This window comes from Pseudomonas sp. Pc102 (assembly GCF_018408275.1).
GTDB lineage: Bacteria > Pseudomonadota > Gammaproteobacteria > Pseudomonadales > Pseudomonadaceae > Metapseudomonas > Metapseudomonas tohonis.
In genome coordinates this window covers 4,729,934-4,746,440 of record NZ_AP021905.1, presented here as the reverse complement: position 1 = coordinate 4,746,440, position 16,507 = coordinate 4,729,934, and the positions used below count along the sequence as shown (strand labels likewise).

At 67.0% G+C, this 16,507-nt stretch carries 13 protein-coding genes; 8 read left to right on the top strand and 5 right to left on the bottom strand.

From position 1 onward, the window contains the following. Window positions 1-352: 352 nt before the first annotated feature. On the bottom strand, window positions 353-3,241 hold the full coding sequence (locus PHLH3_RS21515; RefSeq protein ID WP_213625717.1) for a ribonucleoside-diphosphate reductase subunit alpha: 2,889 nt from the start codon (window positions 3,239-3,241) through the stop codon (window positions 353-355). Window positions 3,242-3,954: 713 nt separating this feature from the next. On the opposite strand from PHLH3_RS21515, the gene PHLH3_RS21510 reads away from it, so the two are divergent. The 3 genes from PHLH3_RS21510 (at window position 3,955) to PHLH3_RS21500 (ending at window position 6,906) form a co-directional block, all read left to right on the top strand. Continuing rightward, the gene (locus PHLH3_RS21510) at window positions 3,955-4,680 is read left to right on the top strand and encodes a response regulator (RefSeq protein WP_213625716.1); all 726 of its coding nucleotides are present in this window, start codon (window positions 3,955-3,957) and stop codon (window positions 4,678-4,680) included. Between the two features lie 67 nt (window positions 4,681-4,747). Further along, window positions 4,748-5,290 carry a GNAT family protein gene (locus tag PHLH3_RS21505; RefSeq protein WP_173172219.1) on the top strand — a complete coding sequence of 181 codons (543 nt, stop codon included), beginning with the start codon at window positions 4,748-4,750 and terminating at the stop codon, window positions 5,288-5,290. Beyond that, window positions 5,287-6,906, top strand: a complete 1,620-nt coding sequence (locus PHLH3_RS21500; protein ID WP_213625715.1) for an ATP-binding protein — start codon at window positions 5,287-5,289, stop codon at window positions 6,904-6,906. Before PHLH3_RS21505 ends, PHLH3_RS21500 begins: the two co-directional genes overlap by 4 nt. Before the next feature lie 199 nt (window positions 6,907-7,105). On the opposite strand, the gene PHLH3_RS21495 is transcribed toward PHLH3_RS21500, so the two are convergent. Next, on the bottom strand, window positions 7,106-7,825 hold the full coding sequence (locus PHLH3_RS21495; RefSeq protein WP_213625714.1) for a 4'-phosphopantetheinyl transferase superfamily protein: 720 nt from the start codon (window positions 7,823-7,825) through the stop codon (window positions 7,106-7,108). A 429-nt stretch (window positions 7,826-8,254) separates the two neighbouring features. On the opposite strand from PHLH3_RS21495, the gene PHLH3_RS21490 reads away from it, so the two are divergent. From PHLH3_RS21490 to PHLH3_RS21470, 5 genes are all read left to right on the top strand, one after another. Further along, window positions 8,255-8,860: an outer membrane beta-barrel protein gene (locus PHLH3_RS21490; RefSeq protein WP_173172225.1), complete on the top strand. Its 606-nt coding sequence runs from the start codon at window positions 8,255-8,257 to the stop codon at window positions 8,858-8,860. Between the two features lie 54 nt (window positions 8,861-8,914). Continuing rightward, complete coding sequence (locus PHLH3_RS21485) at window positions 8,915-9,592, top strand: response regulator (RefSeq protein WP_213625713.1); 678 nt, start codon at window positions 8,915-8,917, stop codon at window positions 9,590-9,592. 53 nt (window positions 9,593-9,645) lie between these two features. Further along, complete coding sequence (locus tag PHLH3_RS21480) at window positions 9,646-10,962, top strand: ATP-binding protein (RefSeq protein WP_213630642.1); 1,317 nt, start codon at window positions 9,646-9,648, stop codon at window positions 10,960-10,962. A gap of 300 nt (window positions 10,963-11,262) precedes the next feature. Then, the gene (locus PHLH3_RS21475; protein WP_213625712.1) at window positions 11,263-11,694 is read left to right on the top strand and encodes a YciI family protein; all 432 of its coding nucleotides are present in this window, start codon (window positions 11,263-11,265) and stop codon (window positions 11,692-11,694) included. A 10-nt stretch (window positions 11,695-11,704) separates the two neighbouring features. Further along, window positions 11,705-12,115, top strand: coding sequence for a VOC family protein (locus tag PHLH3_RS21470; protein ID WP_213625711.1), 411 nt, complete (start codon window positions 11,705-11,707; stop codon window positions 12,113-12,115). Window positions 12,116-12,154: 39 nt separating this feature from the next. On the opposite strand, the gene PHLH3_RS21465 is transcribed toward PHLH3_RS21470, so the two are convergent. From PHLH3_RS21465 to PHLH3_RS21455, 3 genes are all read right to left on the bottom strand, one after another. Next, window positions 12,155-12,397 carry a YheU family protein gene (locus PHLH3_RS21465; protein WP_173172233.1) on the bottom strand — a complete coding sequence of 81 codons (243 nt, stop codon included), beginning with the start codon at window positions 12,395-12,397 and terminating at the stop codon, window positions 12,155-12,157. 68 nt (window positions 12,398-12,465) lie between these two features. Next, a complete protein-coding gene (locus tag PHLH3_RS21460; protein ID WP_213625710.1) occupies window positions 12,466-15,222 on the bottom strand; it encodes a hybrid sensor histidine kinase/response regulator in 2,757 nt (918 codons plus the stop codon). Between the two features lie 62 nt (window positions 15,223-15,284). Further along, on the bottom strand, window positions 15,285-16,481 hold the full coding sequence (locus PHLH3_RS21455) for an osmoprotectant NAGGN system M42 family peptidase (protein ID WP_173172237.1): 1,197 nt from the start codon (window positions 16,479-16,481) through the stop codon (window positions 15,285-15,287). Between the last annotated feature and the right edge of the window lie 26 nt (window positions 16,482-16,507).

Here is a 16,507-nt window from a genome sequence, read left to right as displayed (position 1 = left end):
TACTGCCGAACTGCTTGTCCGCTCCCGGTCGTGCCGGGGCCTGGTCACGGGCGTCTGTGTCAGCTGCCCAGTGGATGCCGCGTTCGCGGTTGACGGTGTTCGGTCTTGCTGCGCGGCCTGGGCCTGCGCGTGTGGCTTCTCCCTATAAGGGAGCGGCCATGAAAATTCGGGTGGTGCTTTTACTGCTTGAGCTCCTCTCCCCGAAGGGAGAGGGCTTTTGCGATCCAGCGTGAAGCTGAGCGAGTGAGCGCTAGGCGCCGGGTTGCTCTGGCCCCGGAGCGTACGACCGTACGTGAGGAGCCGGAGCGGCCCGGCAACAACGCGGGCGCCGCTCAGATTCGCGCGTTACCTGTCACTGACAGGCTTCGCAGTCGGGGTTATCGATGGAGCACGCTTGCGGCACGGGTGCCGGTACCGGCGCGGCGGCGGGCGCTGCGCTGAAGCCTTCATCGCTACCGGAGGAAACCGCGTTGAGCTTGCCGGTGTTGATGGTGGACTTCTCGGTGCTGGTGGCAGCCAGGGCACGGAGGTAGTAGGTGGTTTTCAGGCCACGGTACCAAGCCATGCGGTAGGTGACATCGAGTTTCTTGCCCGAGGCGCCGGCGATGTAGAGGTTCAGGGACTGGGCCTGGTCGATCCACTTCTGGCGACGGCTGGCGGCGTCGACGATCCACTTGGTTTCCACTTCGAACGCGGTGGCGTACAGGTCCTTGAGGTCCTGCGGGATGCGTTCGATCTGCTGCACGGAGCCGTCGTAGTACTTCAGGTCGTTGACCATGACCGGGTCCCACAGGCCGCGGGCCTTGAGGTCGCGAACCAGGTAGGGGTTGATCACGGTGAATTCGCCGGAGAGGTTCGATTTCACGTACAGGTTCTGGTAGGTCGGTTCGATCGACTGCGACACGCCGGTGATGTTGGCGATGGTGGCGGTCGGTGCGATGGCCATGATGTTGGAGTTGCGGATGCCTTTCTGTACGCGAGCACGTACCGGGGCCCAGTCGAGGGACTCGGTCAGGTCGACGTCGATGTACTTCTGGCCACGGGCCTCGATGAGGATCTGCTGGGAGTCCAGCGGCAGGATGCCCTTGCTCCACAGCGAGCCGTCGAAGGTCTCGTAGGAACCGCGCTCGTCGGCCAGGTCGCACGACGCCTGGATGGCGTAGTAGCTGATGGCTTCCATGGACTTGTCGGCGAAGTCGATGGCGGCGTCGGAACCGTAGGGGATGTGCTGCAGGTACAGCGCGTCCTGGAAGCCCATGATGCCGAGGCCGACCGGGCGGTGCTTGAGGTTGGAGTTCTTCGCCTGCGGGACCGAGTAGTAGTTGATGTCGATGACGTTATCGAGCATGCGTACGGCGGTCTTGACGGTCTTGGCGAGCTTGGCGGTGTCCAGCTTGCCGTCGACGATGTGGTTCACCAGGTTCACGGAACCCAGGTTGCACACGGCGATCTCGTCCTTGTTGGTGTTCAGGGTGATCTCGGTGCACAGGTTGGAGCTGTGGACCACGCCCACGTGCTGCTGCGGGCTGCGCAGGTTGCACGGGTCCTTGAAGGTCAGCCACGGGTGGCCGGTCTCGAAGAGCATGGAGAGCATCTTGCGCCACAGGTCCTTGGCGGCGATGGTCTTGTGCAGCTTGATCTTGCCGTAGCCGGCCATGGCTTCGTAGTACTCGTAGCGCTCTTCGAAGGCCTTGCCGGTCAGGTCGTGCAGGTCGGGCACGTCGGACGGGGAGAACAGGGTCCAGGGGCCGTCGTCGAATACGCGCTTCATGAACAGGTCCGGAATCCAGTTCGCGGTGTTCATGTCGTGGGTACGGCGGCGGTCGTCACCGGTGTTCTTGCGCAGCTCGATGAACTCTTCGATGTCCATGTGCCAGGTTTCGAGGTACGCGCAGACGGCGCCCTTGCGCTTGCCACCCTGGTTCACGGCGACGGCGGTGTCGTTGACCACTTTCAGGAAGGGCACGACGCCCTGGGACTTGCCGTTGGTGCCCTTGATGTAGGAGCCCAGCGCGCGGACCGGGGTCCAGTCGTTGCCCAGGCCACCGGCGAATTTGGACAGCATGGCGTTGTCGTGGATGGCGCTGTAGATGCCCGAGAGGTCATCCGGGACGGTGGTCAGGTAGCAGCTGGAGAGCTGCGGACGCAGGGTACCGGCGTTGAACAGGGTCGGGGTGGAGCTCATGTAGTCGAAGGACGACAGCAGGTTGTAGAACTCGATGGCGCGCTCTTCACGGTCCTTCTTCTCTTCGATGGCCAGGCCCATGGCCACGCGCATGAAGAAGATCTGCGGCAGTTCGAAGCGGATGCCGTCCTTGTGGATGAAGTAGCGGTCGTACAGGGTCTGCAGGCCCAGGTAGGTGAACTGCTGGTCACGCTCGTGGTTCAGCGCGCGGCCCAGTTTCTCCAGGTCGTAGGTCTTCAGTTGCGGGTCGAGCAGCTCGAACTCGGCGCCTTTCTCGACGTAGGCCGGCAGGGCCTTGGCGTACAGCTCGGCCATCTCGTGGTGGGTGGCGCTCTCGGCCACGCCGAGGAAGCCCAGGCCTTCGGCACGCAGGGTGTCCATCAGCAGGCGGGCGGTGACGTAGGAGTAGTTCGGCTCGCGCTCCACCAGGGTGCGGGCGGTCATCACCAGGGCGGTGTTGACGTCTTTCTCGGCCACGCCGTCGTAGAGGTTCTTCAGGGTTTCGCGCTGGATCAGGGCGCCATCGACTTCGGCCAGGCCTTCGCAGGCTTCGCTGATGATGGTGTTGAGGCGGCCCAGGTCGAGCGGAACGACGCTGCCGTCGGCGCGGGTCACGCGGATGCTCGGGTGCGGCTGGGCGATCTCGGCGGCGCCGCTCTTGCGGGCCTGGGCGCGGGATTCGCGGTACAGGACGTAGTCACGGGCGACTTTCTGCTCGCCGGCGCGCATCAGGCTCAGTTCGACCTGGTCCTGGATCTCTTCGATGTGGATGGTGCCGCCCGAGGGCATGCGACGCTTGAAGGTGGCGGTGACCTGTTCGGTCAGGCGCGCGACGGTTTCATGGATACGCGAAGAGGCAGCGGCAGTACCGCCTTCCACGGCGAGGAACGCCTTGGTGATGGCAACGGTGATCTTGTCGTCGGTGTAGGGCACGACGGTACCGTTGCGTTTGATCACGCGCAGCTGGCCGGGCGCGGTGGCGGCCAGATCCTGGGTGGAATCGGCTGCCTGCGGCGCGTTGGCCTGCGGGTTCTCGCGAGTGGTTTCGGTCTGCATGGGGGTCTCCATGTTCTCTATTTGTTGAGTCGGGCGCGTGAGCGTCCGTCATTCCGTTTTACAAACGCCGCTGGCTCGGCCGGGGCCGGGTTCGTGGCGCTTACTACAAGGCAGGAAGGGCAGGGGACTCGAATGCCTCCCTGGCCCAGCAAGTCTAAGGTCGCTGTGTTAAGGCGCAGCGACAAACACAATACCTAGTGGTGCGTCACCCTGGGGTGGTACACCTTTCTTCCGGTTCCAGTCACGTCATTCGTGTCCCGGGCCGGCACTGTCGGTCGGGGCCGCGCAGCGGGTTGGACTCCTAATGGATCACGGGGTTCGAAGCCTGGAAAAAGGCATTTCGTGCTTGATTCTGATTGTGCCCCGTGATCTAGCCAAACCCAATATGTAGGGGTCTGGCGTGATGGGGGTACAAGATAATGCGCTCTTGGGGGTATTGCAAGGCGAGGGGAACTGGAAAAGCTGTGGATAACTTGTGGGTGAATTGTGGGTGAGGCGGGGAGAGTTTGCGGTAGCCCTCGTGGGGCCTGGCGTACGCCGTTCGTCGCGGCTGCGACACTCTGGAACGGGCTGTTCCGAGGATGTCGGGCTGTGCGCAAGCTAACACAATATCTAGTGTTTCGTGGGGTTTTTGGCATGCACTGTGCAGAATGCGGGGCGTTGCTACAATGCCGCCGTTTCACGGCCTTGATGCAGTTCATTAGGAGTACGTGGTGGAGCAAGAATCCTGGCGCATCCTCATCGTCGAGGACGACCAACGACTGGCCGAGCTGACCCGGGAATACCTCGAGGGCAACGGCCTGAAAGTGGCCATCGAGTCCGATGGTGGCCAGGCCGTGGCGCGCATTCTCAAGGAGCAGCCCGACCTTGTGGTGCTCGACCTCATGCTGCCCGGCGAGGATGGCCTGTCCATCTGCCGCAAGGTCCGTGGCCGCTATGAGGGCCCCATCCTCATGCTCACCGCGCGCACCGACGACATGGACCAGGTGCTGGGCCTGGAGATGGGCGCGGACGACTACGTGTGCAAGCCGGTGCGCCCGCGCGTGCTGCTGGCGCGCATCCGCGCGCTGCTGCGGCGCAGCGAGGGCGGCCTGTCCGAGCCCGTCGAGGAGAATGTGCGGCGCCTGGAGTTCGGCCCGCTGGTGATCGACAACGCCATGCGCGAGGCCTGGCTCAACGAGCGCAGCATCGAGCTGACCAGCGCAGAGTTCGACCTGCTCTGGCTGCTGGCGGCCAACGCCGGGCGCATCCTCTCGCGCGAGGAGATCTTCAACGCCCTGCGCGGCATCGAGTACGACGGTCAGGACCGTTCCATCGACGTGCGCATCTCGCGCATCCGCCCGAAGATCGGCGACGACCCCATGCACCCGCGCCTGATCAAGACGGTGCGCAGCAAGGGCTATCTTTTCGTCAGGGAGGCGGCCGAAGGCCTGCTTTGAACCCTATATAAGGATGCGGTGCCGCCCGGCTTCGGATGACGGTGCCCATCGTCCAGCCGAGAGCGCCATGTTCCCCACCCTCGAAACCACCCGATTCCGCCTGCGGGAGATTGGCCCGGCCGACACCCGCGCCATCTTCCTGGGCCTCTCCCACCCGGATGTGATCCGTTACTACGGCGTCTCCTACGACAGCCTGGAGGCCACCCGGGTGCAGATGGACTGGTACCGCTCGCTGGTTCGCGAGCGCACCGGCATCTGGTGGGGCATCTGCAACCGCGATGATCCCCAGCACCTGCTCGGCGCCTGCGGTTACCACGATTGGGACCACGGCCATCGCCGCGCGGAGCTCGGCTACTGGCTGATGCCCGAGCACTGGCGCGGCGGGGTGATGCGCGAATGCCTGGAGGCGGCGATCGGCCACGGCTTCGATGCCATGCGCCTGCACCGCATCGAGGCGGTGGTGGACACCGACAACGCGGCCAGCAGCGGCCTGCTGCGACGCCTGGGCTTCGTCCACGAAGGCGTGCGCCGCGAGTGCGAGTACAAGGACGGCCGCTACCTCAGCCTGGATTGCTTCGGCCTGCTCGACCGCCCCGGGGAGCGGCGATGAACTCGATCTTCCTGCGTATCTACGGCGGGCTGTTGATCACCCTGGTGCTGGTGGCGCTTTTGGGCGTGTTCACCTTCCACCAGGTCAACGAGGTGCGCGCCGACCAGTACCGCGAGAGCCTGGCGCGCGGCACCTTCCGCCTGATGTCCGACAACCTCGAACCCATGACCGCCATCGAGCGGCGCCGCGCCCTGGTGCTCTGGAGCCGGCTGATGGGCATCCCCCTGGCGCTGCAGGACCTGGACGAGGACCGCCTCGACAGCGGCGTGCGCAGCCGCGTGCTGCGCAAGCAGGTGCTGGTGGAGCAGACCGGCCCCCACGCCGCCAAGGTCTACAGCCTGGTGAGCGAGCAGGAGCACCTGGTGCTCACCGGCGAGGTGCAGCAGATCAGCGAGCAGCTGGCGCGCGCCACCGTCTACCTGTTGATCGACGAGCTGGTGCGCTTCCCGGTGCGCGAGCAGCCCCAGCGCCTGGCGGCATTGAAGGAGGGCAAGCAGTTCGGCTTCGACCTGCACCTGATCACCCTCAAGGACGCCGACCTCGATGAAGACCAGCGTCGCCGCGTGGACGAGGGCGACACGGTGATGGCCCTGGGCAAGGGCGGCGATTCGGTGCGCATCTTCGCCGGCATCGTCGACACGCCCTGGGTGCTGGAGATCGGCCCGCTGTACCTGATGAACCCCTATCCGCCGGAGCTGCTGGTGCTGATCGGCCTGCTCGGCCTGAGCTTCATCGGCCTCACCATCTACCTGCTGGTGCGCCAGCTAGAGCGCCGCCTGCTGGGGCTTGAGGCGGCGGCCACGCGGATCGCCCACGGCAAGCTGGACGCCCGCGTGCCGGCCAGGGGCGCCGACTCGGTGGGGCGCCTGGCCGCCGCGTTCAACGGCATGGCCGAGCAGTTGCAGCAGTTGCTGTCGGTGCAGCGCGAGCTGGTGCGCGCGGTCTCCCACGAGTTGCGCACGCCGGTGGCGCGCCTGCGCTTCGGCCTGGAGATGATCGCCGACGCGGAGACCGAGAACGCCCGGCGCAAGTACATGGAGGGCATGGACGGCGACATCCAGGAACTCGACAAGCTGGTGGACGAGATGCTGACCTACGCCCGCCTGGAGCAGGGCACGCCGGCGCTGAACTTCCAGCGCGTGGACCTCGATGCACTGTTCGACCAGGTGATCGCCGAGCTCGCCCCGCTGCGCGTCGCCGTGCGCGTGGAGCGCGGCCAGTGCCTCACCGCGAGCGGCGAGGGTGCCTGGGTCGAGGCCGAGCCGCGCTACCTGCACCGCGCCCTGCAGAACCTGGTGAGCAACGCCATGCGCCACGCCGAAGCGCGCGTGCGGCTGAGCTACCAGATCGGCCACAAGCGCTGCCGTATCGATGTCGAGGACGACGGCCCCGGCGTGCCGGAAAGCCACTGGGAGCGCATCTTCACCCCCTTCCTGCGCCTCGACGACAGCCGCACCCGCGCCTCCGGCGGCCATGGCCTGGGGCTCTCCATCGTGCGGCGGATCATCTACTGGCACGCCGGCCGCGCACAGATCGGCCGCAGCGACACCCTCGGCGGCGCGCGCTTCAGCCTGGTCTGGCCCCGCCGCCAGGGCGATGGGGATCTAGCCCCGTAGGTTGGGCTGAGGTACGAAGCCCAACGCAGCGACGTCGGGCGTTGCACCGTTGGGCCTCGCTGCGCTCGGCACCAACCTACGGGTGTTCAATACGTAGGATGGGTAGAGCTCCGCGAAACCCATCACTCCGAAGCGATGGGTTTCGTACCTCGCGGAACGCCGCCCGACCCATCCTACGTCGAGACCTGATCTAGACGGCTCAGCGCACCGCCACCAGGCTCAGCAGGCGGTCGTCATACAGCTGGAAATGCCCCTCCAGCTCGCTGCCCGTCATCCACTCCCCAGCCAGGTCGATCAGCAGCCCGAGGCGTGCCGTCCGCGCGCTGTCGTCCACCGCCAGCAGCTCGGCGTCGTGGAAGTAGAAGCGCTTGCCCACCAGCGGGTAGAGCGCCTTGAACAGGCTTTCCTTGAGGGAGAAGGTCAGGGTCACGCGCTCGGCCTGTTCTTCGGCGGGAAGCAGGGCGAGGCGTTGCAGCTCGGCGGGGGTGAGGATTTCCTCGGCCAGGCGCAGGGCGCGCCCGGTTTCCAGGCGTTGCTCCATGTCCAGGCCCAGGCCGCGCCAGTCCGCCTTGCGCGCCACCAGGGCCGCAGCCCAGCCGGCGCCGTGGGTGATGGAGCCGCTGATGCCCGTCGGCCAGACCGGCGCGCGGTCCTCGCCCGTGCCCGGCACCTCCGCCCGGCCGGTCAGCGGCAGCAGCGCCGCGCGGGCACAGAGACGGCCGGCCAGGTACTCGGCGCGGCGCTTGGCCACCGAGCACTGGATATTGGCGGGCGCCGCGATGGCGCAACGGTCGAAGTCGTGGTCGGCGAGCTGCGCCGGGTCGAAGCGACAGGCGCGCAGGGCGATGCCGGGCAGCGCCGTGGCGAAGGGCCAATCGGCATCCAGCGGGGTGCAGAAAGCGGGGAGGGAAGGCGTCATGGGCGCATTTTGCCGTGCCGGCCCGGCCGGAGCCAGCGCCCGCGCCGGTTACATATGTTTGCAATCGGGTTACCAAAGCTAAACGGATGCCTGGCGGCCTATTTGCCAGACTAGCGTCGCGTTTCTTCTGGAACGCAGGTGAGGTTGTAGCTTGGAGTCCTGGCCACTGGTCGACTCCGGGCGTTTTCTCTGAATCGAGAACGGGAGCCCTTGTGGGGGCTCCCGTTTTTTTTTGCCCCGGGGCGGCGCGTTCAGTGGGTCCCCGCGTTCGCGGGGATGGCGGTGTGTGCCGAACCCCGCGCGCGTCCTTGCGTCCATTGCAGGTCGTTCAGCCGAGGTTCAGCGGGGGTTCAGGGGCTGTTCAGTGCCCCGCCGGCAAGATGGCTCCCGTGTTCAAGCACGAATCGAAATCCATCGGAGGAACGCCTCATGAAAGCCATCCTGAACCCCCTCTTCATCGCCGCCGGCCTGACCTTCGCCGCTGCGTCCGCCCAGGCCGCCGACCCGTTCATCGGCCTCACCTGGGGCCAGACCAACAACAACATCCAGAACTCCTCGGCGCTCAATGCCAACCTGGGTGACCCGAGCCTGGACAAGGTGATCCACAAGACCGGGACCTGGGGCGTGCGCGCCGGCCAGATGGATGACAACGGCCGCTACTACGCCACCTACGAGAACTTCTCGGACACCGACCGCGGCAACAAGCTGCGCCAGCAGAACCTGCTCGGCAGCTACGACGTCTTCCTGCCCCTGGGTGACAACAACACCAAGCTGTTCGGTGGCGCCACCCTCGGCCTGGTCAAGCTGGAGCAGGACGGTACCGGCATGCGCCGCGACAGCGACATCGGCTACGCAGCGGGCCTGCAGGCCGGTATCCTCCAGCAGCTGAACAAGAACACCTCCATCGAGGCCGGCTATCGTTACCTGCGCACCAACGCCAGTACCGAAGTCGCGCCCCATGGCGGCGACAAGCTCGGCTCGCTGGACCTGCACAGCAGCTCGCAGGCCTACCTGGGCGCCAGCTACAAGTTCTGACCAGTGCCACGCACGGCCGGGCCCAGTGCCCGGCCCTTGCCTGAGGAAATGCAGATGAAATTGCTGGTTGTGGAAGACGAGGCGCTGCTGCGCCATCACCTCCATACGCGCCTCGGCGAGCAGGGGCATGTGGTCGACGCGGTGGCCGATGCCGAAGAGGCGCTGTACCGCGCCAAGGAGTACCACCACGACCTGGCGGTGATCGACCTGGGCCTGCCCGGCATGAGCGGCCTGGACCTCATCCGCCAGCTGCGCAGCAGCGACAAGGTTTTTCCCATCCTCATACTCACCGCGCGCGGCAACTGGCAGGACAAGGTCGAAGGCCTGGCCGCCGGTGCCGACGACTACGTGGTCAAGCCGTTCCAGTTCGAGGAGCTGGAGGCGCGCCTCAATGCCCTGTTGCGGCGCTCCTCGGGCTTCGTCCAGTCCACCATCGAGGCCGGCCCCTTGCTGCTCGACCTCAACCGCAAGCAGGCGCAGGTCGACGGCGCACCCATGGCGCTGACCGCCTACGAATACCGCATCCTCGAATACCTCATGCGTCATCACCAGCAGGTGGTGGCCAAGGAGCGGCTGATGGAGCAGCTGTATCCCGGAGACGAGGAGCGCGACCCCAACGTCATCGAGGTGCTGGTGGGCCGTATCCGTCGCAAGCTGGAAGGCGAGCACGGCTTCAAGCCCATCGAGACGGTGCGCGGCCAGGGCTACCTGTTCACCGAGCGCTGCCGTTGAGTCGCACCGCCGGCCCCCGCCGCCGCGCCGGGTTCTCCCTGCGCCTGCGCCTGATGCTGGGCGCCACCGCGCTCGCGGTGCTGTTCATGCTGGTGCTGCTGCCCCTGCTGCGCAGCGCCTTCGACTACGCCCTCGACCAGGCCATCGAGAAGCGCCTGGCCGCCGACGCCAGTGCCCTGATCGCCGCCGCGCGCATCGTCGACGGGCGCCTGGACATGCCGGACAAGCTGCCCGACGAGGAATTCGACAACCTCGACGCCACGCAGCTCGGCTACATCTACGACAGCGACGGCCGGCTGGTCTGGCAGTCGCGCTCCTCCACCGACGAGAGCGTGCACTACGAGCCGCGCTATGACGGCCGCGGCCACGAGTTCACCCGCGTGCACGACACGCGCGGCCGCGAGTTCTTCGTCTACGACGTGGAGATCGACCTGCTGCGCGGCCAGGCCGCCGCCTTCAGCGTGGTCACCATGCAGCCGATGAGCGACTACCAGGTGATGCACGACGGCTTCGTCCACCAGCTCTACCTCTGGCTCGGTGCCGCGCTCCTGCTGCTCCTGACCCTGCTCTGGTTCGGCCTCACCTGGGGTTTTCGCAGCCTGCGCCGGCTCAGCGAGGAGCTGGACCAGGTGGAAGCCGGCGCCCGCGATTCCCTCAGCGAGGAGCACCCGCGCGAACTGCTGCGCCTGACCGGCTCGCTCAACCGCCTGCTGGAAAGCGAACGCCAGCAGCGCGAGCGCTACCGCAATTCCCTCGACGACCTGGCCCACAGCCTGAAGACCCCGCTCTCGGTGCTGCAGGGCGTCAGCGAGACCATCAACAAGTCGGCCAACCCCGAGCAGGCGCACGTGCTGCGCAGCCAGATCGAGCGCATGAGCCAGCAGGTCGACTACCAGTTGCAGCGCGCCACCCTGCGCAAGAGCGGCCTGGTGCGCCACCGCGTGCGCCTGGCGCCGCTGCTCGACCTGCTCTGCGAGGCGCTGGACAAGGTCTACCGCGACAAGAAGGTGCAGGTCGAACGCGCCTTCGAGCCCACCCTCGAGGTGCCGGTGGAGCAGGGCGCCTTGCTGGAGCTGCTTGGCAACCTGCTGGAGAACGCCTACCGCCTGTGCCTCGGGCGCATCCGCGTCAGCGCCGTGCAGGGTGCCGGCTTCTGCGAGCTGCGCGTGGAGGACGACGGCCCCGGCGTGCCGGTGGACCAGCGTGCGCGCATCCTCAAGCGCGGCGAGCGCCTCGACGCCCAGCACCCCGGACAGGGCATCGGCACCGCCGTGGTCCGCGACATCGTCGAGAGCTTCGACGGCGAGCTGGCGCTGGACGACTCAAGCCTCGGTGGTGCCGAGTTCCGCATCCGCCTGCCGTTGCACTGAGGGATGGCGGGTTTTCCCCGCTCATCCGGCTGGTTTCCTGGCGGCGGACGTTCGCGGCGCTGGCAGGAGGCTCCAATCGCGCATCCACGGAGCGCCTTCCGGCGTTCCGACCCTCCTGTCAGCTGCGTGATTCCCAACACCCACTAAGCTGTGATTCGCCTCCGCGCCCGCGTGCATCCATGCGGGAGCCGATGCGCGCGAATTTTCTTCGAGGGGCTGTCGAAACCGGCGAAGCCCGTTCGACTAATGGACAGAACCGCCAGCCTGGCGGGCATGAAACCTGACAGAAGGAGCGACACGATGCGATTCATGGTGATGGTCAAGGCAACGAAGGAATCCGAAGCCGGCGAAATGCCCAGCGAGGCGCTGCTCGCCGCGATGGGCGCGTACAACCAGGAGCTGATCGACGCCGGCATCATGCAGGCGGGCGAAGGGCTGCACCCCAGTTCCCGGGGCGCGCGGGTGACCTTCTCCGGCAGCAGCCGCACGGTGACCGACGGCCCCTTCGCCGAGACCCGCGAGCTGGTCGCCGGCTACTGGATCTGGGAAGTGGAATCCCTGGAGAAGGCCATCGAGTGGGTCAAGCGTTGCCCCAACCCGATGACCGGGGACTCGGACATCGAGATCCGCCAGATCTTCACCGCCGAGGACTTCGGCGCCGAATTCACGCCCGAGCTGCGTGAGCAGGAAGAACGCCAGCGCGCCCAGATGGCCACCGGCAAGCCGCAGTAGGGAGACGACCATGCGAATCAACGCCTACCTGATCTTCGCCGGCAACTGCCGCGAGGCCTTCGAGTTCTACCACCAGACCCTGGGCGGCGAGCTGCAGGTGATGAGTTTCGGCGAATCCCCGGCGGCCGAGCACGTGCCCGCGCAGTTCCACGACCGCGCCATCCACGCCTGCCTTTGCCTCGGCGACCAATCGCTGATGGCCTCGGACACCACGCCGGAACACCCCTACGACGGCATCCGCGGTTGCTCGGTGTCGCTCAACGTCGATTCCATCAAGGAAGCCGAGCGGGTGTTCGCCGCGCTCTCGGCCGGTGGCAAGGTGCAGATGCCGCTGGAGGCGACCTTCTGGGCCGCCCGCTTCGGCATGTTCGAAGACCGCTTCGGCGTGCCGTGGATGGTCAACTGCGAGAAGGACCGGTAAGGCGCGCCACGGGGCGGGGCCGGGCTCCGCCTCGTGGGGCTACTCGTCTTCGCCGGACTCGAGCAACTCCTTCGGCACTTCGCTGCGCAGCATCAGCTGGCATTGCTGGCTGTCGGGGTCGAAGACGATCACCGCCTGCTTCTTTTCCAGGGCGTGGCGCACGCGGGCGACGCGGGTTTCCAACGGGGTCTCGTCGCCGTTGTCGGTGCCGTCGCGGGTGACGAAGTCCTCGATCAGGCGGGTCAGGGTGTCGGCTTCGAGCAGGTGGTGGGGAATCAGCATGATGGACCTCGGGGGCAGGCGGCGATCCTAGCGCGATGGCCGCCGCGACGCCATGCGCGGGCGTCGCCTCAGGCCGAGTGCTCCTGGCCCTGGCGCACCAGCAGGCGGTCGAGGGTGGCGAAGAGCAGGGCGCTGTCCAGCGGCTTGCCGAGGAAGTCGTCCATGCCGGCCTCGGCGCCGGCGTCGCGGTGTTCGTCGAGGATGTGCGCGGTCAGCGCGACGATGGGCACCGCCGGCAGCTGGCGGCTGCGCTCGAACTGGCGGATGCGCCTGGTCGCCTCGAAGCCGTCCATCTCCGGCATCTCGCAATCCATCAGGATCAGCTGCACGCCCGCCGGGTCGCGCTCGTATTCGTTCACCGCCGCCACGCCGTTGGCCACGGTGCGCACGCGGTAGCCACGCTTGCGCAGGAAGCCCTGCACCACCAGCTGGTTCACCGGGTTGTCCTCGGCGACCAGGATGCAGGGCGCCGAGCCCGCGTCGCTGAAGGCCTCGCTGAGGATCGGGCGCGGCTCCTGGCGGCGCTCCTGGTAGAGGTCGGCGAGGGCTTCACGCAGGGGCACCACGGCCAGCGGCTGGGCCATGGCGATCAGGCGCAGGCCGTTGCTCTGGGGCAGGTTCTGGCACTGCTCGGGCGGGCACAGCAGGAGGATGCGCTGCCCCGGTTCCAGGCGCGGGCGCAGGGAATCGAGCCAGTGCGCGGCGCTGCCCGGCCAGGGCGCCACCAGCACCAGCAGCGGCGGCACGGCGAAGTCGTCGAGGTATTCGTGCAGGCGCTCGGGGGTCTGGCAGCGCTCGGTGCGCATGCCCCAGCGGCCCAGCAGGCGGCTCAGGGCGTCGAGGCCGAGGCCGTCGAGGGAGGTGAGCAGGGCGGTCTTGCCCTTGAGCAGGCGCAGCAGTTCGTCGTCTTCCTCGGTGCCTTCCTGCAGGGGCATGTCGAAGGCGAAGCGGGTGCCCTGGCCCGGGGTGCTCTGCACTTCGATCCGCCCGCCCATCATTTCCACCAGCTCCTTGCTGATGGCCAGGCCCAGGCCGCTGCCGCCGTAGCGGCGGGTGGTGCTGGAGTCGCCCTGGGCGAAGGAGTCGAACAGCTGGGACAGCGCCTCGTTGCGGATGCCGATGCCGCTGTCGCTAATGGCGAAGATCAGGTGCGGCTCGCCCAGGGAGTTGGAGCGGCGGCAGACGTTCAGCGCCACATGGCCCTCGGCGGTGAACTTGAGGGCGTTGCTCAAGAGGTTCATCAGCACCTGCTTGAGGCGCGTGGGGTCGCCCTTGATGCGCCTCGGCACGCCGCTCTCCAGGCTGATGTAGAGGCGCAGGCGCTTGTCCAGGGCCTGGGCGGTGAACAGGCTGAGGGTGTCGGAGAGCAGTTGCTCCAGGTCGAACTCGATGTGTTCCAGGGTCAGCTTGCCGGACTCGATGCGGGCGTAGTCGAGGATGTCGTTGATCACCGCCATCAGGGCGCTGCCGGAGCTGGAGATGGTGTCGACGTAGAAGCGCTGGCTGCGGTCCAGCGGGGTTTCCTTGAGCAGTTGCAGCATGCCCAGCACACCGTTGAGCGGGGTGCGGATCTCGTGGCTCATCTTGGCCAGGAAGCGGCTCTTGGCGCGGCTCTCGACGTGCGCCTGCTCGGCGGCCTGGCGCGAGCGGAAGCCTTCTTCCTTGAGGGTGTTGATGCGGTCGGCGAGGCCGATGGAGAGGGTGATCAGCTCGATGGTCACGCCGATCTTCACCACGGTGGCGCCGAAGATGCCCAGCACCTCCACGCCCAGCGAGCCGGTGGTGGCCTGGATGAAGGCGAACAGCAGGATGCCCCAGGCCAGGGTGTAGTAGGAGCCGTAGCGCACGCCCCGGCGCCAGACGTAGATGCCGGCCAGGAGCAGCAGCAGCGAGACGGCCGAGACGGTGAGGCTGGCGAGGATGTTCCAGGCCTGCAGGCCGATCACCGGCGCCGAGACGAACACCGCCAGGGTCGCCAGCATCGCCATCCGCAGCGCCGTGTCCAGGCGCGGGAAATACTGCTTGGCGTGGAGGAAGTGGCGGCTGAACTGCACGGCGGTGAGGCAGTGCAGGTACATGAGGATGTAGATGCTCACCGACTGGAAGGCCACGTGCTCGGGCAGCAGCTTGAACAGCATGCCGTCGAAGCAGGCGGCCAGCAGGCCGACGTTGAGGTTGTAGGCCAGGTACCAGAGGTAGGCCGACTCGCGCAGCGAGATGTAGAGGAACAGGTTGTAGAAGAACATGGCGAACAGCACGCCGTAGAAGGCGCCGTTGAACCCCATGAGGTTTTCCTGCGCCGCCGCGCTGGCGCCGTAGGTGCTGAAGAACAGCGGCACGAAGAGGGTGCTGGTGCTTTCCACCCGCAGCAGCAGGGTGTTGGTGCCGGGCTGCAGGTCGAGGGGGAACCAGAAGTTGCGCACCTGCACCGGGCGCTGGGCGAAGGCGAAGCTGTCGCCGCTCTCCTGCTCCTGCAGGTGGCCGTCGGGTTCGAAGAGGAAGACCTTGATGTGGTCGAGCAGCGGGTAGTTGGCTTCCAGGTAGCCCGACAGCGGGTGCTGGCGGCTGTTGACCAGGCGCACCTTGAACCACCAGACCGAGCTGTTCTTGCCCATGTTGGCGTGTTCGCCGTGCACCGGGGTGAAGGCCTCGTCCGGCAACTGGCGCAGGTCGGCGAGCTGCAGCTTGCCCTCGGGGTCTTCCAGGTAGCCCATGAAGGGGCTCAGCGACAGGCGCAGGTCCTCGCGGTCCAGGGGCGCGCTTTGCAGCGCCCAGACCTGGCCGGTGAGGCAGAACAGCAAGAGCGCCAGACAGAGGCGAGGCATCCTTTCACCCCATTGTTTTTATCACCCGTGGCCTGGCACTTTGCCTTTATGTGAGGTGGCCTTCAAGCGTCGCTTTCGCCCTTGCCGACGAGACTTCCGACAGTCGGTACGCGGGTGTCGTTTTCCATCTGCGCGGTGTGTTCCAGCTGATGGCTGAACGGCTCCAGGGAGTTCTGCGCGGCGTCGGCGTCGCTGGCGAACACCGGCGGGCTCATCATGTAGGCGCCCAGCAGGCGGGTCATGGCTTCCAGGCTGTCGATGTGGGTGCGCTCGTAGCCGTGGGTGGCGTCGCAGCCGAAGGCGAGGAGGGCGGCCCGGGTATCGTGGCCGGCGGCGATCGCCGACTGGGCATCGCTGTGGTAGTAGCGGAACAGGTCGCGACGGACGGGTATGACGTTCTTCTCGGCGAGCTTCAGCAGGTGCCGCGAGAGGTGGTAGTCGTAGGGACCGGCGGAATCCTGCAGGGCGACGCTGACGGCGTGCTCGCTGGACTGCTGGCCGGGGGCGACCGGGGCGATGTCGATGCCGACGAATTCGCTGACGTCCCACGGCAGCGCCCCGGCGGAACCGGAGCCGATCTCCTCGGTGATGGTGAACAGCGGGTGGCAGTCGATGGGCGGCACCAGCTTGGCCTCGGTGATGCCCTTGAGCGCGGTGAGCAGCGCGGCGACGCCGGCCTTGTCGTCGAGGTGGCGGGCGCTGATGTGGCCGCTCTCGGTGAACTCGGGCAGCGGGTCGAAGGCGACGAAGTCGCCGATGCACACGCCGAGGGACTCGCAGTCGGCGCGGGTCGAGCTGTAGGCGTCCAGGCGCAGTTCGATGTGGTCCCAGCTGATCGGCATGCTGTCCACCTCGGTGTTGAAGGCGTGGCCCGAGGCGAGCAGCGGCAGCACGCTGCCGCGGATCACCCCGGTGTCGGTGAACACGCTGACGCGGCTGCCTTCGGCGAAGCGGCTGGACCAGCAGCCCACCGGGGCCAGGGCCAGGCGGCCGTTGTCCTTGATCTGGCGGACGATGCCGCCAATGGTGTCCAGGTGCGCCGCCACGGCGCGGTCGGGGCTCTTCTGCCGGCCCAGCAGGGTGGCGCGGATGGTGCCGCGACGGGTCAGCTCGAAGGGGATGCCCATCTCCTCCAGGCGCTCGGCGACGTAGCGCACGATGGTGTCGGTGAAGCCGGTGGGGCTGGGGATGGCGAGCATCTCCAGGAGCACCTGGCGCAGGTAGTTCATGTCCGGTTCGGGAAGTTTTCTGGCAGTCATGGCGTCTCCTTGGCGAGAAACCGGGC